Genomic DNA, 26,948 nt, shown 5'->3' on the forward strand with positions numbered 1-26,948 from the left:
TTTTCGACCAGCAATAAAAAATGAGTCTGAGGGGCGTTTTTTTTTATGGGTATACAGCGTTAAATAAAACGATACCTGAGGCCTCAAAAATCTTATGGCTCATGCGCTTGATAATGGTTTTGTACCTGTGTGCGGCATGGTTTGGCGCTTCGTGTGCTGTATTCATGGTTAGGTATAAAAAAAATTGGGTCTTAGGGGATTTTTTTATTGCTTCTAAGTTTTCTTGATCTTCATAACAATGATTTCTCGTTGGTATTTCCGGAGTTTAGTCATTTGTTTGGCTGAATTGATTAAATAAACCCAAGAGACGAGTTATGAATAATAAATACAAGAACGTCGTCATTCCGGTAGATTTGGAACATCCAAGCTCCTGGTATAACGCTCTGCCCATGGCTGTCGAATTTGCGCGTAATAATGAAGCAACGTTGCATGTTATTACCGTGGCTGCCCAAGCCGATATTCCGGCGGTTGCCATTCATCTGCCTAAAGATATCGATGATCAGATCATCTCTGCGACTGCCGAACGCCTGAAGCGCTTGGTACAGCAGGAAGTACCGTCGGATATCGAGACACTGACGGCGGTGGGTCAGGGACGCATCTATAAGGAGGTGTTACGCCTGGCCGCGAAAGCCGATGCGGATCTGATTGTGATGGCATCCCACCGTCCGGAAATCACGGATTTCCTGATTGGTGCAAATGCCGCCAATGTGATGCGCCATGCTCCGTGCTCGGTAATGGTCGTGCGTGAACAAGACCGGAGGGCTGCATAATGAAAACGATGAAGATCTCAATGCCGGAGAGTGGCCTGTTTGCCGGGGTACATCCGATCATGGCGGTGGGTTCCGGTTTGCTGGTGCTGGCATTTGTGTTGTTCACCCTGTTTGACCCGGAGTATGCAAGTTCTGTCTATGGGGCTGCCAAGGCCTATATTGCCTCTGATCTGGCCTGGTACTACGTGGGCATTGTCAGCGCCTTCCTGTTTTTTGCCGTTTGGCTGGCGTTTAGCCGCTACGGCAACATCCGCCTGGGGGCGGACGACGCGCGACCGGAGTTCAGTAACTTCTCCTGGTTCTCCATGCTGTTCGGTGCCGGGATCGGTATCGGCATCCTGTTCTGGAGTATCGCTGAGCCGATCTACCACTTCCAAAGCAATCCGTTTATCGGTGAAGAACAGAAGCTGACCGCAGAAGCAGCACAGGCGGCGATGCGTATCTCCATCTTCCACTGGGGTTTGCACGGCTGGGCACTGTTTGCCGTGATCGGTCTGGTGCTGGCCTATTTCTCCTACCGCAAGGGGCTGCCGCTGAGTATCCGCTCCAGCCTCTATCCGATCTTCGGTGAGCGTATCTACGGCCCAATCGGTCACGTGGCGGACCTGCTGGCGGTATTTGGCACCGTGTTTGGTATCGCCACCTCCCTGGGGCTCGGCGCACAGCAGATGAATGCGGGTTTGAGCCACCTGTTTGGTATCGAAGTGTCGTCCACCAATCAGGTGATCCTGATCGTATTGATCTCGATTGTTGCCACCGTATCGGTGCTGACCGGGGTGAACAAAGGCATTCGTATCCTCAGTGAGCTGAATATGCAGCTGACCGGTTTGATCCTGGTTCTGTTTGTCCTGTTTGGTCCGACCGCGTATGTGCTGGGCTCCTTCTTTACCAACACCGGTGACTACCTGTTCCACGTGGTGGAGCTGGGCCTGTGGGTGAATCCTGATCCGGAAAGTCCATGGCAGGGCTGGTGGACCATCTTCTACTGGGGCTGGTGGATCGCCTGGGCGCCGTTTGTGGCGATGTTCATTGCCCGTATCTCCAAGGGCCGTACGATCCGCGAATTTGTGCTGGGCGTGCTGATTGCTCCAACCGTCCTGTCCACCTTCTGGATCACCGTATTCGGCAACAGCGCGATCTTCCTGGAGTTGTACAGCGGTGGCGGCGTGGTAGACGCGGTGAATAGCGATATCACCATGGCCCTGTTCAAAACCATCGAACTGATGGTCTCCAGCGAGCTGCTGGCGATCACGATGGCGGGTATCTGCACCTTTATGCTGGTGACCTACTTCGTCACCTCGGCGGACTCCGCCACGCTGGTGATCTGCACCCTGGTGTCCATGGGTGATGAGCACCCACCGGCACGTTACCGCGTGTTCTGGGGGATGGCGATTGGCGCGGTGGCGGCGGTGCTGCTGTTCGCGGGTGGCCTGAAAGCGCTGCAGACCGCATCGATTGTAGCTGCCTTACCGTTCTCTGTTATTGCCCTGATGGCGACCTACGGGCTCTACAAGTCCCTGCGGGCTGAGCCACTGCCGGGCAAGCCGACGAAGAAACATGCGCCGGTTGCGGAGCCGGAAGAAGCTCATGTCGAAGTTCCGGTCGAAGCGCAGGTCAGCGTAGCGACAAGTTCCAACTGATTTTCCCGCAAAGCAGGGAGCACAGATGTGTTTCCTCTCCAATCAACCCGACGGCTTCACTGCGTGTGAACTGAGCGTGAAGTCGTCTCCTGAACTTACTCGTGGAGTTGATATGTCCTCTCAAGTAATTCTTCCCCGCATCATGCAGGTTGGTGCGGGTGCCAGTGAAAATGTACATGAAGTACTAATGAGCCTGGGCTGTGACCGCCCGTTGATCATCACCGACAAGATGATGGTCCAGCTGGGGTATGCCGGTCGTATCCAGGAAGTATTGGCCCTGCATGGTGTGAATGCCGACGTGTTTGACGACACCGTACCCGAGCCAACCGTGAACTCGATTCAGGCCGGTGTTGCGGCCATCCGTGACGGCAGCTACGACAGCATAATCGCGCTGGGTGGCGGTAGCCCGATCGACAGTGCCAAGGCGATGGGGATTCTCGGCAAGTTCGGTGGTGAGATGCGGGACTACAAGTTCCCACGCATCGTCAACGAAGAGGGCCTGCCGATCATCGCCGTGCCAACCACCGCAGGCACCGGTTCCGAAGTGACCCGCTTCACCATCATCACCGACGAAACCACCGATGAAAAAATGCTCTGTGTCGGTGTGGGCTTTATGCCGGTGGCAGCGCTGGTGGACTACACCCTGACGTTGTCGTTGCCTGCCCGGATCACCGCGGATACCGGCATCGATGCGCTGACCCACGCCATGGAGGCCTACGTAAGCCAGAAGGCGAACCACTACAGCGACAGTCAGGCGCTGGCGGCGATGAAATTGATCGGTCCGAATCTACGCAAGGTGTATCACGACGGCTCTGATGCCGCGGCCCGGGAGGCGATGATGCTGGGTTCCACCCTGGCCGGTGTGGCGTTCTCCAACGCGTCTGTGGCCTTGGTACACGGCATGAGCCGCCCGATCGGTGCCGCGTTCCACGTGCCCCACGGCTTGTCCAACGCCATGTTGCTGCCGAGTGTGACTGAATTCTCGATCCCAGGCGCACCGGATCGTTACGCTGACTGTGCCCGTGCCATCGGCGTTGCCAGCGAAGCTGACAGTGACGAGGTGGCTAACGCCAAGCTGCTGGACGAATTGCGGGCGCTGAACGACGAACTGCAGGTGCCAACACCGGAACAGTTTGGTATCGATCACACCACCTTTATGGAGCTGATGCCAACCATGGCGGAGCAGGCGCTGGCATCCGGTTCGCCCAACAACAACCCACGTATCCCAAACGCACAGGAAATCGTCGAAATCTACAAAACACTGTGGTGAGCGCTCCGGCGTTTGTGCGGTTTTTGACAACGAATTCTGCAGGCAACTGCTTATCCGTTATGAATTGAGGAAAGAAAAAGAATGAACATCGTAGGTCATCTGATTAATGGCACCATGGTCTCCGAAGCAGACCGAGTGCAGGACGTATACAACCCGGCTACCGGCAGTGTTTCCAAGCAGGTTGCGCTGGCGTCTAAAGCGACAGTAGAAGAGGCGATTGCTGCGGCGCAGGCGGCGTATCCGGCGTGGCGTAATACACCACCGATCAAACGTGCACGCATTATGTTCCGCTACAAAGAGCTGCTGGAGCAGAATGCCGACAAGATCTGCGCCATGATCGGCGAAGAGCACGGCAAAATCAGCCACGATGCGGCGGGTGAACTGCAGCGTGGTATCGAAAACGTAGAATTCGCCTGTGGTATCCCGGAACTGCTGAAAGGGGATTACACCAAGAACGTAGGCCCGAATATCGACTCCTGGAGCGAATTCCAGCCGCTGGGTGTGGTGGCGGGCATTACCCCGTTTAACTTCCCAACCATGGTACCGATGTGGATGTTCCCGCTGGCGATCGCCTGCGGCAACACCTTTGTGCTGAAGCCGTCCGAGCGTGATCCAAGCTCCACGCTGTTTATTGCTCAGCTGCTGCAGGAAGCCGGTTTGCCGGACGGTGTGCTCAACGTGGTGAACGGTGACAAGGAAGCAGTAGACGTACTGCTGACCGACGAGCGTATCAAGGCGGTGAGCTTTGTTGGCTCTACTCCGATTGCGGAGTACATCTACAGCACTGCCAACGCTAACGGTAAACGCTGCCAGGCGCTGGGTGGTGCAAAAAACCACGCCATCGTGATGCCGGATGCGGATATGGATAACACCGTGAATCAGCTGCTGGGTGCAGCGTTTGGTTCCTCAGGTGAACGTTGCATGGCGCTGTCGGTGGCGGTGGCTGTGGGTGATGCGGCGGCGGATGCGCTGGTTGCCAAAATGCGCGATGCGATGCAGTCCCTGAAAGTGGGCGCTTACACCGACAGCAGCAACGACTTCGGCCCGGTGATTACCGCCCAGCACCAGCAGAAAGTGGTCGGTTACATCAACAGCGCCGAACAGGACGGTGCCACTGTGGTGGTAGATGGCCGTTGTCCACAGGTAAGTGGTTACGAGGAAGGTTTCTTTGTGGGTGCCACCCTGATCGACGGTGTGACACCGCAGATGCAGAGCTATCAGGAAGAGATCTTCGGGCCGGTACTGCAGGTGGTGCGTGTGAACAGCATGGAAGAGGCGATGCAGCTGATCGACGACCACGAATACGGTAACGGCACCTGCATCTTTACCCGTGACGGTGAGGCGGCGCGTTACTTCTCCGACCACATCCAGGTGGGCATGGTGGGTATCAACGTACCGCTGCCGGTGCCTGTGGCCTATCACAGCTTTGGTGGCTGGAAACGTTCCCTGTTTGGAGATCTGCATGCCTACGGACCGGACGGCGTGCGCTTCTACACCAAGCGTAAGACCATCACCCAGCGCTGGCCTTCTGCCGGTGTGCGTGAAGGTGTGAACTTCTCGATGCCTACCATGAAATAAGCGATCGAGCGTCGGCACCACGTTCCAGTTGGGGCGTGGTGTTCCTACCGCGACACGCCCGTCGGGAGGCAGGATTAAGTTTAAGAATTACCTACACTTTTTTCTTGCGACTGCGCCGTCTTGGCTTATTCTGGAATCATCAAATAAGAATAATTTACCGTCAGGTTGTATGAGTGTCGGTTGCCCACGATGACAGCAAAAAACGTTAAAAAGAAACTGCCCCCACTGAACTGGCTACGCGCGTTTGAGGCGTCTGCGCGCCACCTCAATTTCACCCAGGCTGCGGCCGAGCTGAATATGACGCAGGCGGCGATCAGTCAGCAGATAAAAGGGCTGGAGAACCAGCTGGGTATGGCGCTGTTTAAACGTCTGCCGCGTGGCCTCGAATTGACCGAGGCTGGACAGGGTTTTATGCCGGTGGTGCAGGAATCGATCGAGCGTCTGGCCGTTGCCACCGATGAACTGTTTGGTCAGGGGCGCAACCGATTACTGAACGTTCGGGTTAATCTGGTCTTCTTTACCACCTGGCTGGCGCCTCGATTAGGGCGTTTTCGTGCATTGCACCCCGAAGTTGGATTGCGTATCAGCAGCAATATCTGGGTGGATGAGCGGGAAAAAGAGGCAGATATGGAGATCCGTTATGGTACGGGTGTGTGGCGTGGATTTACCGCAAGCCGCCTCACCTGGGATGAGCTGATCCCGGTCTGCAGTCCACAGCTGGATAACGGATTACCGCCCCCACGTACCCCTGAAGAGCTGGAAAACCACACTCTGTTGCATGTGATCGGTTACAAGGAAGGTTGGGGCCATTGGCTCAACAAAACCGGTCATCCGGAAATCGATTCACCGCAGAGCTTCCAGCTGGATACCCTGATTACCGCTCTGGAGATGGCTTCACTGGGGCAGGGCATTGCCTTGGGACGGACCTCGCTGGTGGCACGTAAGCTGGCCTCCGGGGAGTTGATTGCGCCGATGGCTGAATCGGTGCCCACCGAGGAAGCCTTTTATCTGGTCAACCCTGATACCAGTTACCATCATCCGCACGCGGAAGTCTTCCGTCAGTGGCTGTTGTCAGAAGCGGAACAGGAGGCGGGGAGCGACCTGCCGCAGGTTGGCGACACCTGAGCCTGGCCTAACAATTGGAACCACTACGGATATCCATGTCCGCGCATATGGTTGAGACAGGCCTGTTTTTTAAGCAGGCCTGGCTTCAGGCCGCGCTGTAACGCTCCGGTGGCGCTTCATACGGCTTAATCCCTGCGAACGTATCGGCGTTGTAGCGTCGGTGTTTGGCATCCACCATCTCATCCAGCGTATCAATTACCGTGTCACACGCGCGTTCAATCTGTTCGAAGGTAGCGTACAGCTGTGTCTGTATATCCAGATCCTGTTCCCAATCCTGACCGATCAGTTCCAGCACCAGCTGCATGTTCAGGTGCAGGTCCGCATGTGGTGTAGGGATTGCGTTGAAGGCGCGCAGTTGGCCAAACTGTTCCTGCGTATCGTCAGCGTTCAGCCACTGACCGAGGTGGCATTGGTGCGTATCGATGTCTGCTGCCCGCGCGTTGTCCGAATCCCGTCCCAGGTTCACCGCCGTATAACCGTTCTGCTTGTGGATAAAGTGCTCCAGCTTGGCCAGGGAGGCGAAGCTCACGTCATGGATATAGCTGATACGCGACAGGGCTGTGTTGGACGACTGGGCAACCTCATTGAAGTGGTTTTCAAACTGACCCAGGGTATCGCTGGATGCGATCGACATCTCCCGCATGGCGGCCGTGTCGGTCAACATGCGTGTGGATTCCTGACGCAGGGTTTGCATCACCTCTGAGATCTCTGAGGAGGCACGCTTGGAGTGTTCGGCCAGGCTGCGCACTTCATCGGCCACCACCGAGAAACCACGACCGTGTTCACCGGCACGGGCCGCTTCAATCGCCGCGTTTAGGGCCAGCAGGTTGGTCTGGTCGGCGATGGTGGTGATCAGATTCACCGAGTGGGTTACCGCTTCCTGGTGGGCGTTAAACTCCTCAACCGCTTTTGCCGTCTGGTCGATCTTCTGCACCAGCTGGCTGAAGATGCTGCTCATCTCCTGCATCGACTGGATACTGTCTTCCGCGGCGGAGGCGTTTTTGGCCGACAGGCTTTCCAGCTCTTCGGTGGCGGAGACGATGCCACGGATATCGGTTTGGCTGGTGGTCATGTTTTTCAGCAGGTTTTCGGCGTTCAGGTGCCCCAGGTTGGAGAGCAACTTATTGCGACGCTCCTTCTGGTGGTTTTCCTGCAGAATCTCCAGCGACTGGTTGCCCTGTTCCAGCGCTTCGCGGTAGGCCCCATGCAAGCCTGAGGTCTGCATCTTGCGGTAGAACTTGCCCTCGCTGGCAAACTTCAGTGCGGTGGATTGTTCGCGGAAGCAGGTCTCCAGCTGGTCGAGCATGTTGTTAAAGTGCCAGCACACCTCGCCCAGGCTGTTGCGGTGGCGGATATGGGTGATACGTGAACCCAGCTGGCCGTCACTGATCTCCCGTGCCACGCGGGTGATCTCCGCCAGCGGTGACAGGGCGATGCGCAGGTTGTGCAGATAGAGCAGGGCGCTGCCGACACCAAACAGCATCAGGCCACCAAACCAGAGCCAGTCCATCGGTTGCCAGCCGTGGGACGCCATGCCGATAATCCCGGCAATAAACAGCAGCAGGTTTAGGAAAACAACCGCGTATACCGCTTTAGATAGAAAGGATAAATTCGTCATAGCTGAGGTTCAGTTGGTTGAGTTTGGAGGTCAGCAAGCTGAGGGATGCATCAATCGCATCCCGTGGGCCTACCCGTTGTTCTTCGGCCAGCAGTTCGGCGTAGAGCGCTGACATGATGGCGACAGCTTCCGGACGCGGTTTGCGGCGCACGGAGAAATACCCTACCGGGCGTCCATCGGGGCCGTTATCGGGGGTGACGTTGGCAAAGACCCAGTAAAAACTACCGTCTTTGGCCATGTTTTTGACGTAGGCGAAGCACTCCCGGCCCTCTTTGATGGTGGTCCAGAGGAAATGGAACACTCCGCGTGGCATATCAGGGTGGCGCACGATATTGTGCTGGGTGCCCAGCAGCTCCTCTTCGGAGTAACCGGAGAACTGGATAAAGATTTCGTTGCAGTAGGTGATGCGACCGCTGGCGTCCGTTTTGGATACGATGAAGTCGCCCTCTATCATCACACGTTCGTGCTGGGTGGGGGTGATCTTGTTTTTCATTATTTTTTATCTGATTGAGCGGTGATCGTGACCGGCTGAAACGAGCGGTACCAGTCATCGAACTGCGCTGCAGGTAATGGTTTGGAGAACAGATAGCCCTGTCCGTAGTCGCATCCTGCCTGGGTCAGCAGCATCTGCTGCTCTTCGGTTTCAATCCCTTCGGCAACCACTTTGATACCCAGTTTGTGGGCCATCACGATGATTGCTTCACACAGTGACAGTTCACTGGAATCCTTGCTCAAGTTGCGCACGAAGGATTGATCGATTTTCAGGAAATCGATATCCAGCTGGCGCAGGTAGGAGAGCGATGAATAGCCGGTGCCAAAGTCGTCCAGGGAGATCTGCATACCCGCATCCCGGAAACTTGTCAGCGTGGCGGTAACCTGATCGCCGGACTGCATCAGCAGGTTCTCGGTGATTTCGATGGTGATCGCGTTGCCGCTGAGGTCGCGTTTGCTCATCAGGTCGGTCCACTGGGAGAGTTTCCCCTGGGCATCCTGGAACTGGATGGGCGACGCGTTGACGCTGATCTGGAAGCGCGGATCGACTTCGTGGCGCCAGGTCTTTACCTGCTGCAGCGCCTGGCCGAATACCCAGTCACCAATCTCCAGGATGATCCCGGTCTCTTCCGCCAGAGGGATGAAGTCTGCCGGGCTGACAAAACCGCGCACCGGGTGAATCCAGCGCAGCAGCAGCTCGGCCTTGTAGACCGAGTTGTTCTGCAGGTCGATGATCGGCTGGTAGTAGGCAACCAGCTCCTGCTTACAGATGGCGGTTTTCAGGTCCGTGGTGAGTAGGATGCGTTCCCGCGTCTCCTCTTCCATCTGTGGCGTAAAGAACTGGTAGCGGTTGCGCCCCTGACGCTTGGCGGTGTACATCGCCTGGTCGGCGTTCTTCAGCAGTGACTGCACATCCTGGGCATCGTTTGGATAGAGGCTGATGCCCACACTGGCGGAAATATAGTTCACCTCGTTGTCATCCAAGGTGTAGGAGAATGAGAGGGTATCGATGATATCCGACGCCACGCGTTCCGGGCTCTGGGCATTGGAAACCTGCTTCAGGATCACAGTAAATTCGTCGCCCCCCAAGCGGGCCACCACATCGGACTGACGTACGCAGTTGCTGATGCGTTTTGCTACTTGCTTGAGCAGGTCATCACCCTGGTGGTGCCCCAGGGTATCGTTCACATCCTTGAAGCGGTCCAGATCGATAAACAGTAGGGCCACCGGCAAGCCGGAAAAGTCGGCTTCGCACATGGCGCTGCTCAGCAGATCCAGGAACATGTTGCGGTTGGGCAGGGAGGTCAACGGATCCAGGTTGGCCTGCTGCCAGATCAGCTTTTCCGACTCTTTCTGGGCGGACAGGTCGGAGAACAGGGCCACACGCCGGTGGGGATTGCCGTCCTTATTGTAGACCGTGTTGATCGTCAGCCACTCGGGATAGAGTTCGCCGGTTTTTTTCTTGTTCCAGATCTCTCCCTGCCAGGCACCGGTGTCGGACAGCGTCTGCCACATCTGCTGGTAGAAGGATTTATCGTGCAGGTCCGAGCTCAGTACGCTGGTTTTCAGCCCCTTTACTTCGGAAAACTCGTAACCCGTAACCTTGGTGAATGCCGGGTTGACCGCCAGAATGTGGCCGTTGGCATCGGTCACTGTCATCGCTTCGCTGCTGTTGCCAAAGATCAGCGACGCCAGCTGTAACTCTTCCGACTGACGGTATTGCTCAACCACCAGGGCCAGCAACGTGGTGATGCGTTTAACCAGACGGCGCTCGTTGCCGGACGGTGTGCCCGCGTATTTCTTGTAGATGGCAAAGACACCCAGCTGCTTGCCGTTGCCGCCGAGAATCGGTTGCAGGTAACAGGAGCGGATCCGCACACGTTCGCCGATCTCCGGGCGGGATCTCCACTGCGCGTCGCAGCGCACATCCGGCACGGTGTAGCGTTGGCGTGCGGCGCTGGCCAGGCTAAGCGCCGCCACCGCTTCGGTGGTGTCTTTATCCCAGCGTTTGCCGATATGGGGGGCGCTGAGAATATCGATATCCCCACCGGTATTGCCGATGACCGCGCAGCAGCGGAACTCCGGGTTATCCCGTTCGATCTGGCACAGAGCGAAGTGGATCACTTCATCGAGCTGGGTGCCCTGGTAAAGCTTCTGCAATACCTCGCTGCGGGTGATGGAGGAGTTCTCCAGCTGCTCCTTCTCCTGGATGGCCAGGGCCAGGATCGTACCGATCACACTCAGCGCCATCAGGAACATCCACAGGTTGGTGACGCCGTGAATCGGCTGCAGATCCGCGTTGATACCGGTGCCTTCAACCAGATACGCCACACCCAGCAGGGTGCAGATACTGATGACAAACATGGCACCGTGCATCTTGAAACGTACGCCGCCCCAGGCCACGAATGCGAACATCAAATAGGATTCCAGCCAGCCGCTGGCACCGTCGGAGAAGATGGCAAAGGCGGTTATGAGGGTCATACCGCCCAAAAATAGCACTTCGCTGAACAGGGTGTGGGAATAGGTGTAGCGGGGCGGACATTTCCACACCAGGATGGATACGGCGATCACCAGAACACCTAACAGATCACCCTGAAACCAGTGGATAAAGTTGAGCGGTAGGCTGCTGCTCGATAATGCTCCAAACAGGCTGTGGGCGAGGGTGCCCAGGGATGCGGTGACCAACGAACAGATCAGGCCCGCAAGGGTGATCTGTAGGTAATCCTGCCGGGTGCGCATGCTGAGATCACGGTGATACCAGTGCTTGAGGTACCCCACGGCTGCGAGCACACCCAGGGTATTGGCGATCGCTACACTGCCGATCAGTGTGGATGAGTTCTCCGTTGAGAGGCCGCTCAGGATGGAGCCGAGCAGAATGCCGGGCCAGAGCTGCACACCACCGATCAGCAGCACGGCCAGGGCAATGCCATTGGCCAACCATGTGTTCAGAATTTGTGGATCAACCGACAGAAAGGAGAGTGTGAAACTGCCGCATAGCCCGTACACCAAGGTAAACAGGCTGATTTTGAACAACGCACCTTTGTCGCGAAGGATACGTCTCAGCGAGATGAACGAACGGTGGGCGGCTTTGTTAAGCGTCGCCAGATAATACTGATGTCCTGAGTCCATGGAGATAATCGGAACTGCATAAATTTGTACTGTGAAAAATAGAGCGTGAAGGATATTACGAAAAAAGTACTAGTACCGGGATTGATATGCAGAAAGGATGGAGGTGTTGATTTAGATCAAGAATTTATGAGCAATCATTCTCGTTTATGTTTCAAAGTTCATATTTGCGACATGCGCTTATGAGTAGCACGAGCGCATTCGCGTGAATCGTCGCTGCTTTCCACAGGCGATTCACGCGAGGCCCTTCAGATGAGAATAGCGGGGGACTTTAGGTTTCCTGCGCTGTATCCATAAATACCACCCCACCCGGAGATTCTTGTTTGAGCTGCCTGATTCGATGTTCGACGTCCTTCATTACGCTGGCCTGTTTCTGATGGGGATGGCAGGTGGCCACCACAAAAGTCGCGCTCAATTGGATGTTTTCGGTAAAGCGGTGGCTGTGGATGGATGAGGCCAGTGCCTCGGCGGTTTTCCGAGCAATATCGGTTGGTGTGTCCGGACACAGGATCAGGAAGCTGTCACCGCCCCAACGGCCAAAGTGAACGTTGTCCGGCAGACGCTCTTCGATCAGTCGGCTCATCTCTACCAGCACCAGATCACCCACGGCGTGGCCGTAGTCCACATTCAGTTTGCTGAAGCCATCCAGGTCAAACAGGATGATGTTGAGTGGCTGGCCGTTACTACTGCAGTGTTCGATATCCCGTTCCAGCTCCGAATCCATGTTCACACGGTGGTAGACCCCGGTGAGGTAATCGCGCTTGGCCAGCTGCTCCAGGCGCTGGTTACGGTCGTTCAGGCGGGCGTTGACCTTGGAAAGCTGGGCGTTGAACAGACGGCTGCTGTAGTTGCGGTAGGCCAGAAAGGCGGCGAATACAGAGAGAATCCCAACCAACACAAGTAGCACGGTGTAGTCCCGTGCCTGTTGCACTTCAATGTTGTACCAACGCGACAAAATCTCATCCCGCTTCTGTTCTGTGATTGCAAGTACGGCTTTCTGAAAGGCGGTAGTCAGTAGCAGATCGTCGTTGCGAATGCCGATGCCCAGCTCGATGTAGAAATCCGTATGACCGCCGATTTTCAGCGAGCTCATGCCATGCCGTTCAATCTGGTAGAGGGCGATGGGCAGGGTTGCCATGGCTGCCGTCACCTCACCCTTCATCACCGCACGTAGTGACTCCAGCAGGGAGGGAGGGTAGATCACATCCAGTTGGGGGAAGTTATTACGTACGTGTTCGGCAAAGATGTAACCATCGGGGATCGCCAACTTCTCGCCTTCCAGGCTTTTCAGGCCGTCGAGATAAGTGGCTTTCTGGTCGGTGATCAGCACAACCGGCATCGATACATAAGGAACGGTGAAGTTGAGGAACTTCGCGCGTTCGGGACTCTGGTTGATCATCGGTAACACGTCACAGAGTCGCTCACGGGCTTTGTCCATCGATTCTGACCAGTTCTCGGTGGGTACCAATTGGAGCTTTATGCCGAGCATTTTGGCGTACTCTTTCATAAAGTCAGCACTGACACCGGTATGGCGCCCCTGCTTATTTATGGCCTCAAATGGCATCCAGTTGGGATCAACGCACACCTTTACCGGGCCGCGCTCACGGAGATAACGCCTCTCCTCTGCGCTGAACTCCAGGTCTGCTGCGTAAATGCATGAAGCCCCACCTAACAATAAAAGTGCACCCAATCGCAGGCACGTTTCCCTCAATCCCATAAACGGCATGTCCTTACAGATCTTTGGTGCTTATAGCGTAGCAACAGAGTGCGGATCGGGCTAAATCGAATCCGGTCTGTTGTTTGAGGCGGGGGAACTGGATTGCTGAGGAAACCGAGCTGGTCAAAACTTGATCTGAGTCAAAAATATGTTTCTAAAATAAGTATTATGTATCATAAAAAATACGCATAAATCATAAGTGTTAATTGAAATTAGTTCTCGTTTTCAATTAAAAATATATATTAAACAGTGGCTTAGTTTTTTTTGTGTTGGTGTTTGTGTTTGTTTTAAAGTGATACGTAACAAATATATAGAGTGTTGTATTTTGTATCATAAGTGCTAAGTTTGAGCGGACTTAAAAATAACAACGCCCAATCAGAGGTTATGCTCATGCACGATAAGATCGCTCACACCATGGAAATGCCACCAGAAACGCCTCAGCCAAACATCTACCCGTTGAGCTGGGAAACCAAGACCTCCAAAGCGGAAGAGATTTGGGATGCTTCTCTGCGTGAAGCCTGGAACCCGAAAGATCTGCCTTGGGATACTTTCAATGTAGAAAGCTACTCTTGGGAAGAGCGTGAAGCGATTGCTTACTGGTGGACCCTACTGTCCGTATTCGATGCATCTGCACCACCGGTATTTGCCGAAGCATTTATCAAGACCTATGAAGACCACGAAGAAGACGCTATCCGTCGTTGCTTCTTCTCCGTTACCCGTGACGAACAGAACCACGAACAGATGTGTGGTCTGGCAATCACCAAGCTGCTGGAATCTAACAGCCCGCTGGAATACGAACCAAAAACCGACCTGGGTAAACGCCTGAAGCGCAACGCTGCGTGGTTGTACTACAACGGCGGTCGTTACTGGAACGGTTACAAACAGGCCGTGCCTAAGTACAGCCTGGCGGTACTGTTCAGCTCCTTCCTGATGGGTGAGATCGCTGCGGCGACCATCTTCAAGCAGATGTCCCAGAGCTGTGAAGAGCTGGTATTCCAGGAAGCATTTAAGAACATCGGTCGTGACGAAGGCCGCCACATGGCGATCTGTCTGTCCCTGATGGAGCGCGACTATCCGAAGCTGTCTGACGAAGAGAAGAAGATCATCACCAAGCAGATCCGCGCAGGTTACCTGTTCCTGTCTGCGGTGCTGTTCGAGCCGCCAGCAGAGTTCTGGGATCTGCCGGAAGACTTCATCTCCACTCAGCGTGAAGCGGAAGAGATTGCGCGTGAAGCGGGCTTCGGTATCCCAAGCTTCGACGCGAAGAAAGACAACTGGCGTGAAGCGATGCTGAACCTGAAAGCGGTTCTGGATAAGTACGACACTCCATTCCCGGCGATCCCTGAAGTGGACATCACCGGTGAAGAAGTGACTCAGGCAGACCTGGACGCAGCGGACATCATCCCAATCTTCTGATCCCGTCCCTTTGCAAGTCACTGCGCAGCCGCTCGGGTTTCCCGGGCTGGCTGCTTTGTTTTATAGAACGAATGCTGTTACAGGGCTGATTGATTAGGTTCAGAGCCCGGAGGTGAGTATGACTACGATCCGTTTATCCCCGTCCGGTAAAGAGGTGGAAGCCAAGTCCGGTGAAACCGTACTGGAAACCCTGGAAAACGCGGGTTACGCCCTGCCTAACAACTGCCGTGCCGGTGCCTGTGGTGAATGTAAGGTTAAGGTTCTGGAAGGTGAGTTCGACCAGGGGCTGGTAATGGACATGGCCCTGTCTCAGGAAGAGCGTGCAGAAGGTTTCGGCCTGATGTGTATGTGTAAGCCGTTAGGTGAATCCCTGGAGATCGACTGGGGTACCGACGATGCGATGCCGAAGCTGTTCCCGCCAAAAGAAAACGTACGTTGCATGGTAGTGGACCGCATCGAGCGCACACCACGTATCGCCGAGATCCGTTTGCGTCCGGTAGGCGAAGCGGTGCGTTTCTGGCCGGGTCAGTATGTCAGCCTGACCGATACCAACCGTACGATCACACCACGTTCCTACTCCATCGCCAATGCGCCACGCCCGGATGGCGAGATCGTATTGCAGATCACCCGCGTGCCCGAAGGTAAAACCAGCAACTGGGTGCACGACGAAGTACACGCTGGCACCATGGTGAACATCTCCGGTCCATACGGTACCTTTATCGGTGATCCAAGTACCGATGCGCCGGTACTCTGTCTGGCAGCGGGTACGGGTCTTGCGCCTATCATGGGGTTGGCGGATGCGGCCCTGCGCCGAGGCTTCAACAAGCCGGTACACCTGATGTTCTCCGCGCAGCGCGAAGAAGACATCTACTGTAAAGGTCAGCTGGAGCTGTGGAACGTACGCCACCGCCGCTTTAAGTTCCTGCCGACCCTGACCCGTGAAGAGAAAGCGGGCATGCTGTACGGCCGTATTCCGGGCATCCTGAAGGATCACTACCCGGATCTATCCAAACACGCGATCTACATTGCAGGCAGCCCGGAATTTGTGGATGACTGTATTGCGGCCGCTAAAGCGCTGGGTGCACAGGACGATATGATCCACACCGAAGGTTTCTTCGATCAGGCACCGCCTGAGACACCGGCGGAAGACCGTCTGGTCTGATATCACCGCTAACCTTGCATAAAAAAAAACCGGTCCTTTGTGGCCGGTTTTTTTGTGTCTGTCTGGAATTTTAGACGGCGTGTGAGATGAGTGTATGGATAACCATTCATAATTTATGAATGATCGTCCGGGAGTGTTGGTTGGTTTTGTTATCAACCGACTGTTTTATATGAGATTTTTGCTGGCTGGTCTCTGTCTTGCTCTAGTGGTTGTTTTCCACCTCCTGTGTCTGATGCGAACAGGAGCGTGGATCACTCTGACCAATAACAAGAGCTAACGGATACTCTCAGATGACCCAACCCAAAAACGCCATCGTAACCGGTTCGACCAGCGGCATCGGTTTAGGTATCGCCACCGCACTTGCCAAAAGCGGCATGAATATCATGCTGAACGGTTTTGGTGATGCTGCGCAGATTGAACAGATTCGCCAGGATCTGGAGAACCGCTATGGCGTGCAGGTGCTCTATTCCGATGCTGATATGACCCAGCCCACTGCGATTGAAGTAATGGTAGAGCAGGCGGAGACCGCCTTTGGGCAGATCGATGTGCTGGTCAACAACGCCGGTATCCAGCATGTGGCGCCGGTGGATGAGTTTCCGACCGAAAAGTGGGACGCGATTATGGCGATCAACCTTACCAGCGCATTCCACACCACCCGCCTGGTCTTGCCGGGCATGAAAGCGCGCGGCTGGGGCCGCATCATCAACCTGGCCTCGGCCCACGGTCTGGTGGCGTCACCTTATAAATCTGCCTACGTGGCCGCCAAGCATGGCCTGATCGGTTTCACCAAAACCGTTGCCCTGGAAGTGGCAGAGCAGGGGGTGACCGTCAATGCGATCTGCCCGGGTTACGTGCTTACTCCGCTGGTGGAAAAACAGATTCCGGACACCGCCAGGGCCCGCGGTATCACTGAAGAGGAAGTAAAACGGGACGTGCTGCTGAAGGCTCAGCCCACCAAGAAGTTTGTCACCGTCGAGCAGCTGGGTGATGCGGCACTGTTCCTCTGCAGCGATGCGACAGCTTCCATGACCGGTACGTCGATGATCATGGACGGCGGTTGGACAGCGCAGTAAAGCGTTAGGTTGATGGCCTGTGTGATTGCAGTCTGGTCTGCACCTGATGCCAGTAATACGCCGCCCAGGTCATCAGTGCCGCCAGGCTCATGGCGATCAGAGTGGCGATGGCGGCGCCGTTGATACTGTAACGGGGGATCAACCAGAGGTTGCACAGGGCATCAATTGACAGGGTCAGGCAGCCGATCACCACCACGTAGGTGCCGCGATGGCTGTACTGCAGCCAGGTGGAGGAAAATGCTGCCAACGCCCACACAGCGTAGCCCGAAATCAGGTAGATCAGCGCCTGTTGGGCCTGCAGGAAGTCTTCGCCAAAGAAGGAGAGCAACCACTGTCCGGCGACGATCAGGAATAGGGTAAGTGTGACAATCACCAGAGTGATCAGCTTCTGGCCGCGCCAGAACAAAGTGCGAGCCGTGTGTTCACCCTGTTCCATCGCCGGTGCGATCAACGGCAGGAACAGCCCCGCGACCGTCACCTGAGCTACCGGTAGCATATGGGCGGTGGTGGCTGCCGCCGCAAAGTGGCCCACGTCATGTTCCTGCGCCAGCAGCTCCAGCATAAACAGGTCGATCTGGTTCAGTCCCAGGGTGATCAACATCGCCAGCATCATTGGGACCGACAGCTTGAGCCAATGCTGGCCGCCACTTGTCTCCGGTGCGCGCTGTATTGTGACCAGATCCAGCTGACGCAATTTGTACCACTGCCAACCGATAATTACACAAACCGCAGTGGCACCGGAGGCGATCACCTGCCACAACTCCACCTTGGCGAATAGCGCCCAGATCGCGCCGATCAATACGATCTTCAGCAGGGGGAGGGCGATACGCCAGGGTAGGTTGGAGAGCGCCAGCAGTTTTGCGGATTGCAGTACGCGACTGAGCAACGCCCCAACGGCGATCAACGGCAGGACAAAGGACATCATCAACAGCGGATGGTGATCTTCCAGGTCGGTGCTGCTCAGATGCAGGTAACCACCGATGGCCGTACAGATAATCACCGCCAGTGAAAGGCCCGCGGCAATCAGTAGATAGAAACGCAGAAATTCCCACACGCAACGGTTATCCCCGCGGGACAGCGGCGCCGATAGAATGCGCGGCGCCACCCGGTCACCACCTAGCAGGATCAATACACTGGCCAGCGCAGCGAAGGCGTAGGCTACCTTGTAGTCGCCGTATTCATGGCTTGAGAGTGTGTTGCTGAGCGTGAGGTTAAACAGGTAATCGGCCAGGAAACCCACAAACACACCCAGGAACAGAATCAGGCTGCCCTTTTTGAAGTAGTCGGGCGCAAGTGGGTCTTTAGTGTTTTGATTTTCCATGGGGGTGCTTATCGCGCTGTTGGATAGCGCGAAGATATAGAAGGTGAAATGGGATGGCTATTCCACAATGGCCTAGATTAGGCCAATGGATAAGAGGCCATTTCAGGCCCAATATCGTCATTGATGGTAGCGGATTACTTGATCGGCAGTTTGGTGGTGTACTTGATCTCTTCCATAGAGAAACTGGAGGTGACATTGGATAACCCGTCGATATCGTTGATCAGCTTTTTATAGAACACATCGAAGGTTTCGATATCCTTCACCACCACCCGCAGCAGGTAGTCCCACTCGCCGGACATGCGGTAGCACTCCACCACCTCATCAAAATACATTACCCGCTCGGCAAACTTCTCCAGCCAGGCGGAGTCGTGGTGTTGGGTTTTGATATGCACAAACACCGAAATGCCCAATTGGATCTTGGCACCGTCCAGCAGCGCTACTCGGGCCTTGATGATGCCTTCATCTTCCAGACGTTTGATCCGCTTCCAGCAGGGGGTGGTGGACAGGTTTACCTGCTCGGCGATCTCGCTCACCGACAGGGTGCAGTCGCTTTGCAGTAGATCAAGAATTTTTCGGTCTGTCTTGTCCATGGCATTTGGTTTTCTTATTGGGGCTCAGTGGAGAAAATATTTCTCCTTTTAGGCGTAGGCTGTCAAGAACTAGCAAAAATTTTCTCCACCCCCCTTGGTAGATTAATCACAACGTTTTTTAATCTGAAAGAGGGTAAATGATGGCGTCCTGGGTAACTGAAGCAATCGGTAAAATTTCCGCAGATTATCAGCGTTCGGCGGATACACATCTGATCAAGCTGGAAGGGCTGAAGCTGAAGGGGATCGATATCTATCTGAAGGATGAAAGCACTCACCCAACTGGCAGTCTGAAGCACCGCCTGGCGCGTTCCCTGTTTCTGTATGCGCTTTGTAACGGCAAGGTCACCAAAAACACCACCGTCGTGGAAGCTTCCTCGGGCAGTACCGCGGTATCCGAGGCGTACTTTGCGCGGATGATTGGTGTACCGTTTATCGCCGTGATGCCACGCAGTACCGCCAAGAGCAAAATCCGCCAGATCGAATTTTTTGGCGGTCGTTGCCACTTTGTGGACTGCGCAACCCAGATGCATGATGAAGCGATCAAAGTGGCAAACGAGCTGAATGGCTGCTTTATGGATCAGTTTACCTACGCCGAGCGGGCCACCGACTGGCGCGGCAACAATAACATTGCCGAAAGCATCTTCCGGCAGATGGAAGCAGAACCCAACCCGGTGCCACACACCGTGGTGATGAGTGCGGGTACCGGCGGCACATCGGCCACCATCGGGCGCTATATTCGCTACAAAGGGTTTGATACACAGCTGCTGGTGGTCGATCCGGAGAACTCTGTGTTCTATGACAGTTATGTCACCCGCGATGCCGGTCTGACTGCCAGTATGGGCAGCCGGATAGAGGGGATTGGTCGTCCGCAGGTGGAGGCGTCCTTTCAGTGGGATGTGATCGACACAATGATAAAGGTGGAGGATGCCGCCAGTATCGCCACGATTCTGTGGTTGGAGCAAAAAATCGGCCGTAAGGCAGGGGCATCTACCGGAACCAACTTGTGGGGTGTATTGCAGGTTGCCAAAGAGATGCAGGCTCGGGGAGAAACCGGATCAATCGTTACCCTGATGTGTGACAGCGGCGAGCGCTATCTGGATACCTATTACAGCCCGGTTTGGGTGAAGAAACATATTGGGGATGTTCAGCCCTATATCGACCAACTGGACGCCCGGTTTTGAGCCCTGTTTTGGGGCGTCGGGATTCGATGCTGCCCCAATTTTGTGCCCTTATTTCAGCAAGATAGGAGTCCCCTGCCAATTTGCCGGGTTACTTCTGGCGTCATTACGAACAGAGTAGTCGCATGCAGGCGCAGTTAATCCTGAATTTTGTTACCATATACGCGCTGGGCGAAACGGTGTTGTAGATCTTTAAATATGGCGTCGTGATGATGTCTGGCAGGCCGCTGATCACCGAGGTGGGTGAGCGGTAACTACAGCATTCTGAATACGGCTTTATTTGCCGTCTTCAGGCCTGCATGAGATGGCTAACTATCGGTGTATCTGTGGCTAATCTAGAGAATACCGATTTTTATCTATCTCGTCTGCGTGCATAATTCGCATTTGGGATTTAATAACGTGGCCCCGCCCCCTTTCTGACAGGCGCGGCCAGCTGCTAAGCAATAGGTATATATTCGATGGGCACAGCACAAGTCAGCATCATTATGGGTTCTCGCTCCGATTGGGAAACCATGAAAAACGCAACCAAACCACTGAGCGAGCTGGGTGTAGAATTCGACACACAGGTTGTATCCGCTCACCGTACGCCAGAGCGTCTGTTTGAGTTCGCGACTGAAGCGCACAACCGTGGCGTGGAAGTGATCATCGCTGGTGCGGGCGGTGCTGCTCACCTGGCGGGTATGGCGGCGTCCATGACTCACCTGCCAGTGATCGCTGTGCCTGTAGCAAGCAAAAACCTCAAAGGCATGGACAGCCTGCTGTCCATGGTTCAGATGCCAAAAGGCGTAGCCGTTGCCTGTCAGGCGATTGGTGAAGCCGGTGCCTACAACGCAGGCCTGATGGCTGCACAGATGCTGGCGCTGAAAGACGAAGCACTGAGCCAGCGTCTGCAGGACTGGCGTAAAAACCAGACTGACAATGTGCCTGTGGAGGTCGAATAATGAACGTAGCTGTCGTTGGGTGCGGGCAACTTGCTCGAATGCTTGCACTTGCCGGTTGGCCTATGGGATATCGCTTCTCGTTCCTGGCGATGCCAGGCGAGAACCGCGGCTGCGTGGAAGGCTTGGGAACCATTGTTGAGTTCCAGCCTGAGCAGAGCATGGAAGAGCTTTATGAAGCAATGGGTAAACCTGATGTGGTGACCGTTGAACGCGAGCACCTGGACGTAGAGCTGCTGAAAGCATTTCAGCCATTCTGCGCCGTTTGCCCAAGTCCAGATGCTGTGAAAATCTGCCAGCACCGTGGTCGCGAAAAGCGTTTCCTCAACGGTATCGGCATTCCGACAGCACCGTTCAAACTGGCTGCGAACGATGACGAGCTGCGCCAGGGTATCGCCGAAATGGGCTTCCCGGTGCTGGTCAAGACCTGTGAAGAGGGTTACGACGGCTACGGCCAGTGGATGCTCCGTACAGAAGAAGACTTTGCTGAGCTGATGGCACTGGATTCCCGTCCAGAGCTGGTAATCGAAGGCCTGGTGAAGTTCGAGCGCGAAGTTTCCCTGGTGGCTGCACGTAACACCGAAGGTGAAGTGGCGTTTTATCCACTGACTGAGAACTACCACAGCAACGGCATTCTGCTGACCTCCATCGTACCGGCTGAACTGCCTTCACCCGAGCTGGTGGAACAGGCTGAAGAGATCGGCCGCAAAGTGCTGGACGCAATGGATTACGTGGGTGTGCTGGCGATTGAGCTGTTTGTCACCGACGAGGGGCTGGTGGTCAACGAGCTGGCGCCGCGCGTGCACAACAGCGGTCACTGGACACAAGCGCTGAACGTAAGCTCCCAGTTTGAAAACCACCTGCGTGCAATCACCTCGCTGGGCCTGGGTAACACCCAGCCAAGCCAGTGTGTGGGCATGGTCAACCTGCTGGGTTGTCGCCCAACCAAAGCGCAGCAAAGCCTGAGCAATGTTCAGGTTCACCAGTACAACAAATCCCTCCGCCCTGGTCGAAAAGTGGGTCATCTAAACCTTTGGAATGATGATCGCGCCCAACTTCTGGACCAACTCAATAGTATCAAGCAGGATTTGTACGGTCCTGATTCCGTATGATATAAGTTACGGCCATCGCGCGTTGCAGCATGTAAAAACAGTTATGCTTGCAACGCTGGCTGTACACATTTTCGTGTTGCAGAGGTGTTCCACAAGAACGCCTCTGGCCCCGTTATGACGTGTAAGGAAAATGCCTTGTAAGGGCTTTATCGAAGCTTTCCAGGCTGGGGTATGTGTTACAGATGGCGAAAGCCCGTTGATTTGATGACGAGCAAGGATGAGGCTCGGGTTTCTGTTTAGTGTGTTTAACGCGCTTGATTGGCGAACTTTTTGCAAGGTTTCATCTCTGATGAAAGGCCTGCGATTTTCGCTGTAGAGGCATTAAATCATTTACCACAGTTACTTATAGTTCAGACAATGCGTAACAGATGTTTTGTCGTTATGAGTATGTAATCCCCATTGAGAATTCTGATAAAGTGACACGTCTAAGACTTTAGTCGGTGGCAATCAGATAGCCAAAATGGCTCCCGAAGTGGTTCGGGATTTAGCTGATTGATCCGTCCGAATGACGTCTTAAGTCGTGCGAATCAGAGATTGTGATTGGAGCATAAGATGAGACCGAAACGCAGAGTTAAGGGCAAAGAGTACATAGCGCCGTGGGAAAAGGCGTTTAACAGCGTTCTCTCTCCGCTTGAGGAGTTCATTCACCGTCAGACCACCAGTGGTGTGTTGCTGATGTTGTGTGCGGTAGTTGCGCTAATAATTGCCAACACTGGTTTCTACGAACAATACCATCACTTCTTCCAACTGCATTTCACAGTTGGCGTAGAAGGCTTCCAACTGTCTAAAACATTACACCACTGGATTAACGATGGCCTGATGGCGATCTTCTTCCTGGTCGTAGGTTTGGAACTTAAACGCGAGCTGCTCGTTGGCGAACTGTCCGACGTGAAACAGGCTCTGTTGCCGATTATCGCTGCAGTAGGCGGCATGGTCGTACCAGCATTGATCTATATGGGTATCAATGCGGGTAGCCCAACCTTTGTAGGGTGGGGTATCCCAATGGCAACCGATATCGCTTTCGCTCTGGGTGCGCTGGCGCTGTTAGGGAGCCGTATTCCGACTAGTTTGCTGTTGTTCCTTGTAGCACTGGCGATCGTGGATGACTTGGGCGCGGTTATCGTTATTGCCCTGTTCTACACCGAAAGTCTGAACATGGGCGCCATGGGTATTGCTGCATTGTGTGTAGCGATCCTCATCAGCTTTAACAAAGGTGGTATCCGCCGCCAGTCTCCTTACCTGTTCATCGGAGCAATCCTGTGGATTGCGATGCTGAAGAGTGGTGTACACGCAACCCTTGCCGGGGTGCTGCTGGCGTTCACCATGCCGATGAAACCGAAATATGATCCGAAGCGTTTCATCTGTCAGATGAAGATGACCCTTGATCAGATCAAGGAGTCGTACAAACGTAATGCGAACATCATGGTGAATGATGAGCTGCGTTCCCGTGTGCACCATCTGGGTGAAGGTGTAAACCTGGCTCAGGCGCCGGCACAGCAGCTGGAACATGCATTGCACCTGCCATCTGCGTATATCGTAATCCCGATCTTTGCGCTGGCTAACGCGGGTGTGCCGATTGAGTTTGGTAGCTTCGGCGACGTGCTGACCGATCCGGTTGCTCTGGGTGTTATTTTTGGTCTGGTAGTCGGTAAGCTGATCGGTATTGCTGGTCTGAGTTGGGTTGCAGTGAAGATGGGGCTTTGTAAGCTGCCAGCGGATCTGAACTTCAACCATATTGTCGGCGTAGCGTTCATGGGTGGTATCGGTTTCACCATGTCCATCTTCATCGCTGAGCTTGGCTTTGCGGGCTCGCCACACGATCTGCTCATGGCGAAAACAGGTATCCTGTTTGCGTCCTTGGTATCCGGTCTGATCGGCTTCACCTGGTTGTACATGATGACCAAGAAGCAGGTGAAAGAACCTGAGGTTGAGTCCGAGGTGGAAGCAGATACAGCTGAACCGGCCGAGGAAGAGACTAAGATCGCTGAGGAAACTCCTAAGACGGCTGAGTCTAGCACCTAAGGAATAGCGTCAAGATGCTCCCAGTGAGCATCTAAGCCAGACATGCGAAAGCCCTGCTCTATGAGCGGGGCTTTTTTATTTGTGTTCGTCTACAACGTGATTAGGGCAGGGAGGGCAGTCCTGAGGTTGTCTACAGTGGGGCTTAGTAGGCGTAGTGAGAGATACTCCGCGGCCGGAATGATCGTTTCAGCCTTTGGGCTGCAACGACCCTGCTGAAGCAGGGCTTTGGCGTGAACGCCTCGTCTCAAATAGCATCGTGGGATGCTATTTGTCGAACCTCCGGTTCTCCTCCGGCAGCTGTCTGGCGACAGCTAATACAAACAAAAAGGCCCCACTCGATGAGCAGGGCCTTTTTGTTTGTAATCTGTGGTACCAGCGGCCGGACTCGAACCGGCACACCCGTTAAGGCGGGGGATTTTGAATCCCCTGTGTCTACCAATTTCACCACGCTGGCACAGTGAGGGCGTATTATAGGTAGGTTTCACGATGCGTCAATCACTTAGTGGTCATTTTTCTGCAAAAACTTCCCAATTCCGTTAGAATGCGCGGTCTTCAAATTGCGAGTGTAAGTACGCTGCATGCAGGTAAAAGATTTTCATTTTGAGCTTCCTGAAGAGCTGATTGCGAGTTTTCCGCTGGAAAAACGCACCCAGAGCCGTTTGCTGTGCCTGGACGGCAACAGCGGTGAGCTGAAACACCGTCACTTTGCCGATGTGCTGGATATGGTGGAAACGGGCGATCTGGTGGTGTTTAACGATACCCGCGTGATTCCGGCACGTCTGTTTGGCCAGAAAGAGAGTGGCGGCAAGGTTGAGGTGCTGATCGAGCGTTTGCTGGATGATAAACGTGCGTTGGCGCATATCCGTTCCAGCCGTTCACCTAAGCCGGGCGCCAAGCTGAGTCTGGAAGGTGGTATCGAAGCGCTGATGGTGGCGCGTCACGATAAGCTGTTCGAGCTGGAGTTCCAGCTGGACGGTCACGTGATCGATGCGCTGGAGCAGCACGGTCATATGCCGTTGCCGCCCTATATGAAGCGCGAAGACCAGTTGTCTGACCGCGAACGCTACCAGACGGTGTACAACGCCAAGCCAGGCGCTGTGGCGGCTCCTACCGCCGGTTTGCACTTCGACGAAGAGCTGCTGGCCAAACTGGAAGCAAAAGGCGTTGAGAAAGCCTTTGTGACACTGCACGTGGGTGCGGGTACCTTCCAGCCGGTGAAAGTGGACAGCATCGATGAGCACAAGATGCACGCTGAGTATATCGAGGTCAGCGAAGCGGTGTGCGAGCAGGTGAAGGCGACCAAGGCGCGTGGCGGTCGGGTGATCGCGGTGGGCACCACCAGTGTGCGTTGCCTGGAGACCGCATCCCAAAGCGGTGAGATCCAGCCGTACATGGGCGACACCGATATCTTTATCTATCCTGGCTACGACTACCGCGCGGTAGACGTGCTGATTACCAATTTTCATCTACCGGAGTCCACGCTGCTGATGCTGGTGAGTGCCTTTGCGGGTTACGAGCATGTGATGCAGGCATACAAGGTGGCGGTAGAGGAGCGTTACCGTTTCTTCAGTTACGGTGATGCGATGTTTATTACCCGTCAGGGCGGGTCTTTGGAGGCAAAGTGAGCCGAGAATGTTTCATGAAGTTTGAGAAGCTGGGCGAAGACGGTAAAGCCCGTCGCGGCCGCCTCTCATTTCCACGCGGTGATGTGGAAACGCCGGCATTCATGCCAGTGGGTACCTACGGTACCGTCAAAGGTATGCTGCCACGTGATGTGAAAGCTACCGGTGCACAGATCTGCCTGGGTAACACCTTTCACCTGATGTTGCGTCCGGGTACCGAGATCATCAAGCAACACGGTGATCTGCACGACTTTATGCAGTGGAAAGGGCCGATCCTGACCGATTCCGGCGGTTTCCAGGTATTCAGCCTGGGCAACATGCGTAAGATCACCGAAGAGGGTGTGACTTTCCAATCGCCGGTGAACGGCGACAAGGTGGTACTGAGCCCGGAGAAGTCGATGGAGGTTCAGCGTGATCTGGGTTCCGACATCGTGATGATCTTCGACGAGTGCACCCCGTACCCGGCGACCGAAAACGAAGCGGCGCAGTCTATGCGTCTGTCTTTGCGTTGGGCGGAGCGTTCCAAGAACGCCCACGGCGACAGCCCGTCGGCGCTGTTTGGTATCGTGCAGGGCGGTATGTATGAACACCTGCGTGACGAATCCCTCGAAGGTCTGACCCAGATCGGTTTTGATGGTTACGCCATCGGTGGCCTGTCTGTGGGGGAACCAAAAGAGGAGATGGTGAAGGTACTGGATCATCTGGCGTACAAGATGCCGGAAGATAAACCCCGTTACCTGATGGGTGTGGGTAAACCGGAAGATATCGTCGAAGCGGTACGCCGCGGTGTGGATATGTTCGACTGCGTGATGCCAACCCGTAACGCGCGTAACGGTTTCCTGTTCACCACCACCGGCATCGTAAAGATCCGCAATTCGTCTAATAAGACCGATACCCGTCCATTGGATGAAACCTGTGACTGTTATACCTGTCAGAACTTCAGTCGCTCCTACCTGCACCATCTGGACAAGTGCAAGGAGATTCTGGGCTCGCAGCTGAACACCATCCATAACCTGCACTACTACCAGGTACTGATGGCCGGATTGCGCGAGGCTATTGAACAGGGTAAATTGAGCGACTTTGTTGACGAATTTTACCGTCTGCGGGGCCTTGAAACGCCGCCGCTTGACACCATATAAGTCAAAAGAACATTTATTATACGTTGTGGAGTAAGCTGA

The 26,948-nt window shown here is 54.7% G+C and carries 20 protein-coding genes and 1 tRNA gene; 14 read left to right on the forward strand and 7 right to left on the reverse strand.

The features are described 5' to 3' along the window. Positions 1 to 314: 314 nt before the first annotated feature. The 5 genes from ACEQ15_RS09800 (at position 315) to gcvA (ending at position 6,383) form a co-directional block, all read left to right on the forward strand. Positions 315 to 770, forward strand: coding sequence for a universal stress protein (locus ACEQ15_RS09800; RefSeq protein WP_370278984.1), 456 nt, complete (start codon positions 315 to 317; stop codon positions 768 to 770). Next, on the forward strand, positions 770 to 2,410 hold the full coding sequence (locus ACEQ15_RS09805; protein ID WP_370278985.1) for a BCCT family transporter: 1,641 nt from the start codon (positions 770 to 772) through the stop codon (positions 2,408 to 2,410). The genes ACEQ15_RS09800 and ACEQ15_RS09805 overlap by 1 nt, the downstream gene beginning before the upstream one ends. A 112-nt stretch (positions 2,411 to 2,522) precedes the next feature. Further along, complete coding sequence (locus tag ACEQ15_RS09810) at positions 2,523 to 3,680, forward strand: iron-containing alcohol dehydrogenase (protein WP_370278986.1); 1,158 nt, start codon at positions 2,523 to 2,525, stop codon at positions 3,678 to 3,680. A gap of 81 nt (positions 3,681 to 3,761) precedes the next feature. Next, a complete protein-coding gene (locus tag ACEQ15_RS09815; protein ID WP_370278987.1) occupies positions 3,762 to 5,258 on the forward strand; it encodes a CoA-acylating methylmalonate-semialdehyde dehydrogenase in 1,497 nt (498 codons plus the stop codon). A 189-nt stretch (positions 5,259 to 5,447) separates the two neighbouring features. Continuing rightward, positions 5,448 to 6,383, forward strand: coding sequence for a transcriptional regulator GcvA (gene gcvA / locus ACEQ15_RS09820; protein WP_370278988.1), 936 nt, complete (start codon positions 5,448 to 5,450; stop codon positions 6,381 to 6,383). Positions 6,384 to 6,468: 85 nt separating this feature from the next. Here gcvA and ACEQ15_RS09825 read toward each other — a convergent pair whose 3' ends face one another. From ACEQ15_RS09825 to ACEQ15_RS09840, 4 genes are all read right to left on the reverse strand, one after another. Next, positions 6,469 to 8,001, reverse strand: coding sequence for a methyl-accepting chemotaxis protein (locus ACEQ15_RS09825; RefSeq protein WP_370278989.1), 1,533 nt, complete (start codon positions 7,999 to 8,001; stop codon positions 6,469 to 6,471). Next, positions 7,976 to 8,494, reverse strand: coding sequence for a PAS domain-containing protein (locus ACEQ15_RS09830; RefSeq protein ID WP_370278990.1), 519 nt, complete (start codon positions 8,492 to 8,494; stop codon positions 7,976 to 7,978). The genes ACEQ15_RS09825 and ACEQ15_RS09830 overlap by 26 nt, the downstream gene beginning before the upstream one ends. Further along, positions 8,494 to 11,622 (reverse strand): EAL domain-containing protein, encoded by a 3,129-nt coding sequence (locus tag ACEQ15_RS09835; protein ID WP_370278991.1) that lies wholly within the window; start codon positions 11,620 to 11,622, stop codon positions 8,494 to 8,496. The genes ACEQ15_RS09830 and ACEQ15_RS09835 overlap by 1 nt, the downstream gene beginning before the upstream one ends. A 268-nt stretch (positions 11,623 to 11,890) precedes the next feature. Further along, positions 11,891 to 13,345: a diguanylate cyclase gene (locus tag ACEQ15_RS09840; RefSeq protein WP_370278992.1), complete on the reverse strand. Its 1,455-nt coding sequence runs from the start codon at positions 13,343 to 13,345 to the stop codon at positions 11,891 to 11,893. Between the two features lie 381 nt (positions 13,346 to 13,726). On the opposite strand from ACEQ15_RS09840, the gene ACEQ15_RS09845 reads away from it, so the two are divergent. From ACEQ15_RS09845 to ACEQ15_RS09855, 3 genes are all read left to right on the forward strand, one after another. Continuing rightward, complete coding sequence (locus tag ACEQ15_RS09845) at positions 13,727 to 14,752, forward strand: hypothetical protein (protein ID WP_370278993.1); 1,026 nt, start codon at positions 13,727 to 13,729, stop codon at positions 14,750 to 14,752. 118 nt (positions 14,753 to 14,870) lie between these two features. Next, complete coding sequence (locus ACEQ15_RS09850) at positions 14,871 to 15,914, forward strand: 2Fe-2S iron-sulfur cluster-binding protein (RefSeq protein WP_370278994.1); 1,044 nt, start codon at positions 14,871 to 14,873, stop codon at positions 15,912 to 15,914. Between the two features lie 290 nt (positions 15,915 to 16,204). After that, positions 16,205 to 16,987 (forward strand): 3-hydroxybutyrate dehydrogenase, encoded by a 783-nt coding sequence (locus tag ACEQ15_RS09855; protein WP_370278995.1) that lies wholly within the window; start codon positions 16,205 to 16,207, stop codon positions 16,985 to 16,987. A 4-nt stretch (positions 16,988 to 16,991) separates the two neighbouring features. Here the strand turns inward: ACEQ15_RS09855 and ACEQ15_RS09860 are convergent, their stop codons facing one another. Together ACEQ15_RS09860 and ACEQ15_RS09865 are read right to left on the reverse strand one after the other, a co-directional pair. Next, a complete protein-coding gene (locus ACEQ15_RS09860; RefSeq protein WP_370278996.1) occupies positions 16,992 to 18,308 on the reverse strand; it encodes an oligosaccharide flippase family protein in 1,317 nt (438 codons plus the stop codon). Between the two features lie 134 nt (positions 18,309 to 18,442). After that, the gene (locus tag ACEQ15_RS09865; protein WP_370278997.1) at positions 18,443 to 18,898 is read right to left on the reverse strand and encodes an Lrp/AsnC family transcriptional regulator; all 456 of its coding nucleotides are present in this window, start codon (positions 18,896 to 18,898) and stop codon (positions 18,443 to 18,445) included. 137 nt (positions 18,899 to 19,035) lie between these two features. On the opposite strand from ACEQ15_RS09865, the gene ACEQ15_RS09870 reads away from it, so the two are divergent. The 4 genes from ACEQ15_RS09870 to nhaA all read left to right on the forward strand — a co-directional run bounded on the left by ACEQ15_RS09870 (position 19,036) and on the right by nhaA (position 24,148). Continuing rightward, positions 19,036 to 20,079, forward strand: a complete 1,044-nt coding sequence (locus ACEQ15_RS09870; protein ID WP_370278998.1) for a PLP-dependent cysteine synthase family protein — start codon at positions 19,036 to 19,038, stop codon at positions 20,077 to 20,079. A 455-nt stretch (positions 20,080 to 20,534) separates the two neighbouring features. Further along, on the forward strand, positions 20,535 to 21,017 hold the full coding sequence (gene purE / locus ACEQ15_RS09875) for a 5-(carboxyamino)imidazole ribonucleotide mutase (RefSeq protein ID WP_370278999.1): 483 nt from the start codon (positions 20,535 to 20,537) through the stop codon (positions 21,015 to 21,017). After that, the gene (locus tag ACEQ15_RS09880; protein WP_370279000.1) at positions 21,017 to 22,126 is read left to right on the forward strand and encodes a 5-(carboxyamino)imidazole ribonucleotide synthase; all 1,110 of its coding nucleotides are present in this window, start codon (positions 21,017 to 21,019) and stop codon (positions 22,124 to 22,126) included. The genes purE and ACEQ15_RS09880 overlap by 1 nt, the downstream gene beginning before the upstream one ends. 552 nt (positions 22,127 to 22,678) lie before the next feature. Then, positions 22,679 to 24,148 (forward strand): Na+/H+ antiporter NhaA, encoded by a 1,470-nt coding sequence (gene nhaA, locus ACEQ15_RS09885; protein WP_370279001.1) that lies wholly within the window; start codon positions 22,679 to 22,681, stop codon positions 24,146 to 24,148. A gap of 367 nt (positions 24,149 to 24,515) precedes the next feature. Here nhaA and ACEQ15_RS09890 read toward each other — a convergent pair. Beyond that, a tRNA-Leu gene (locus ACEQ15_RS09890) sits at positions 24,516 to 24,602 on the reverse strand. Between the two features lie 124 nt (positions 24,603 to 24,726). Between ACEQ15_RS09890 and queA the strand changes: the two genes are divergently transcribed. Both queA and tgt read left to right on the forward strand, forming a co-directional pair. After that, a complete protein-coding gene (queA, locus tag ACEQ15_RS09895) occupies positions 24,727 to 25,773 on the forward strand; it encodes a tRNA preQ1(34) S-adenosylmethionine ribosyltransferase-isomerase QueA (RefSeq protein WP_370279002.1) in 1,047 nt (348 codons plus the stop codon). Then, a complete protein-coding gene (gene tgt / locus ACEQ15_RS09900) occupies positions 25,770 to 26,909 on the forward strand; it encodes a tRNA guanosine(34) transglycosylase Tgt (RefSeq protein ID WP_370279003.1) in 1,140 nt (379 codons plus the stop codon). The genes queA and tgt overlap by 4 nt, the downstream gene beginning before the upstream one ends. Positions 26,910 to 26,948 lie beyond the last annotated feature (39 nt).

The sequence above is a fragment of the Pontibacterium sp. genome (genome assembly GCF_964228735.1).
GTDB lineage: Bacteria > Pseudomonadota > Gammaproteobacteria > Pseudomonadales > Balneatricaceae > Pontibacterium.

Bases quoted from the DNA above. Each gene is read 5' to 3' on its own strand.
- ACEQ15_RS09855 (WP_370278995.1), top strand. From the start codon at position 16,205: ATGACCCAACCCAAAAACGCCATCGTAACCGGTTCGACCAGCGGCATC.
- queA (WP_370279002.1), top strand. From the start codon at position 24,727: ATGCAGGTAAAAGATTTTCATTTTGAGCTTCCTGAAGAGCTGATTGCG.
- ACEQ15_RS09845 (WP_370278993.1), top strand. From the start codon at position 13,727: ATGCACGATAAGATCGCTCACACCATGGAAATGCCACCAGAAACGCCT.
- nhaA (WP_370279001.1), top strand. From the start codon at position 22,679: ATGAGACCGAAACGCAGAGTTAAGGGCAAAGAGTACATAGCGCCGTGG.
- purE (WP_370278999.1), top strand. From the start codon at position 20,535: ATGGGCACAGCACAAGTCAGCATCATTATGGGTTCTCGCTCCGATTGG.
- ACEQ15_RS09830 (WP_370278990.1), bottom strand. From the start codon at position 8,494: ATGAAAAACAAGATCACCCCCACCCAGCACGAACGTGTGATGATAGAG.
- ACEQ15_RS09870 (WP_370278998.1), top strand. From the start codon at position 19,036: ATGATGGCGTCCTGGGTAACTGAAGCAATCGGTAAAATTTCCGCAGAT.
- ACEQ15_RS09850 (WP_370278994.1), top strand. From the start codon at position 14,871: ATGACTACGATCCGTTTATCCCCGTCCGGTAAAGAGGTGGAAGCCAAG.
- ACEQ15_RS09835 (WP_370278991.1), bottom strand. From the start codon at position 11,622: ATGGACTCAGGACATCAGTATTATCTGGCGACGCTTAACAAAGCCGCC.
- ACEQ15_RS09825 (WP_370278989.1), bottom strand. From the start codon at position 8,001: ATGACGAATTTATCCTTTCTATCTAAAGCGGTATACGCGGTTGTTTTC.
- ACEQ15_RS09810 (WP_370278986.1), top strand. From the start codon at position 2,523: ATGTCCTCTCAAGTAATTCTTCCCCGCATCATGCAGGTTGGTGCGGGT.
- ACEQ15_RS09815 (WP_370278987.1), top strand. From the start codon at position 3,762: ATGAACATCGTAGGTCATCTGATTAATGGCACCATGGTCTCCGAAGCA.
- ACEQ15_RS09805 (WP_370278985.1), top strand. From the start codon at position 770: ATGAAAACGATGAAGATCTCAATGCCGGAGAGTGGCCTGTTTGCCGGG.
- ACEQ15_RS09800 (WP_370278984.1), top strand. From the start codon at position 315: ATGAATAATAAATACAAGAACGTCGTCATTCCGGTAGATTTGGAACAT.
- ACEQ15_RS09860 (WP_370278996.1), bottom strand. From the start codon at position 18,308: ATGGAAAATCAAAACACTAAAGACCCACTTGCGCCCGACTACTTCAAA.
- ACEQ15_RS09840 (WP_370278992.1), bottom strand. From the start codon at position 13,345: ATGCCGTTTATGGGATTGAGGGAAACGTGCCTGCGATTGGGTGCACTT.
- ACEQ15_RS09880 (WP_370279000.1), top strand. From the start codon at position 21,017: ATGAACGTAGCTGTCGTTGGGTGCGGGCAACTTGCTCGAATGCTTGCA.
- gcvA (WP_370278988.1), top strand. From the start codon at position 5,448: ATGACAGCAAAAAACGTTAAAAAGAAACTGCCCCCACTGAACTGGCTA.
- ACEQ15_RS09865 (WP_370278997.1), bottom strand. From the start codon at position 18,898: ATGGACAAGACAGACCGAAAAATTCTTGATCTACTGCAAAGCGACTGC.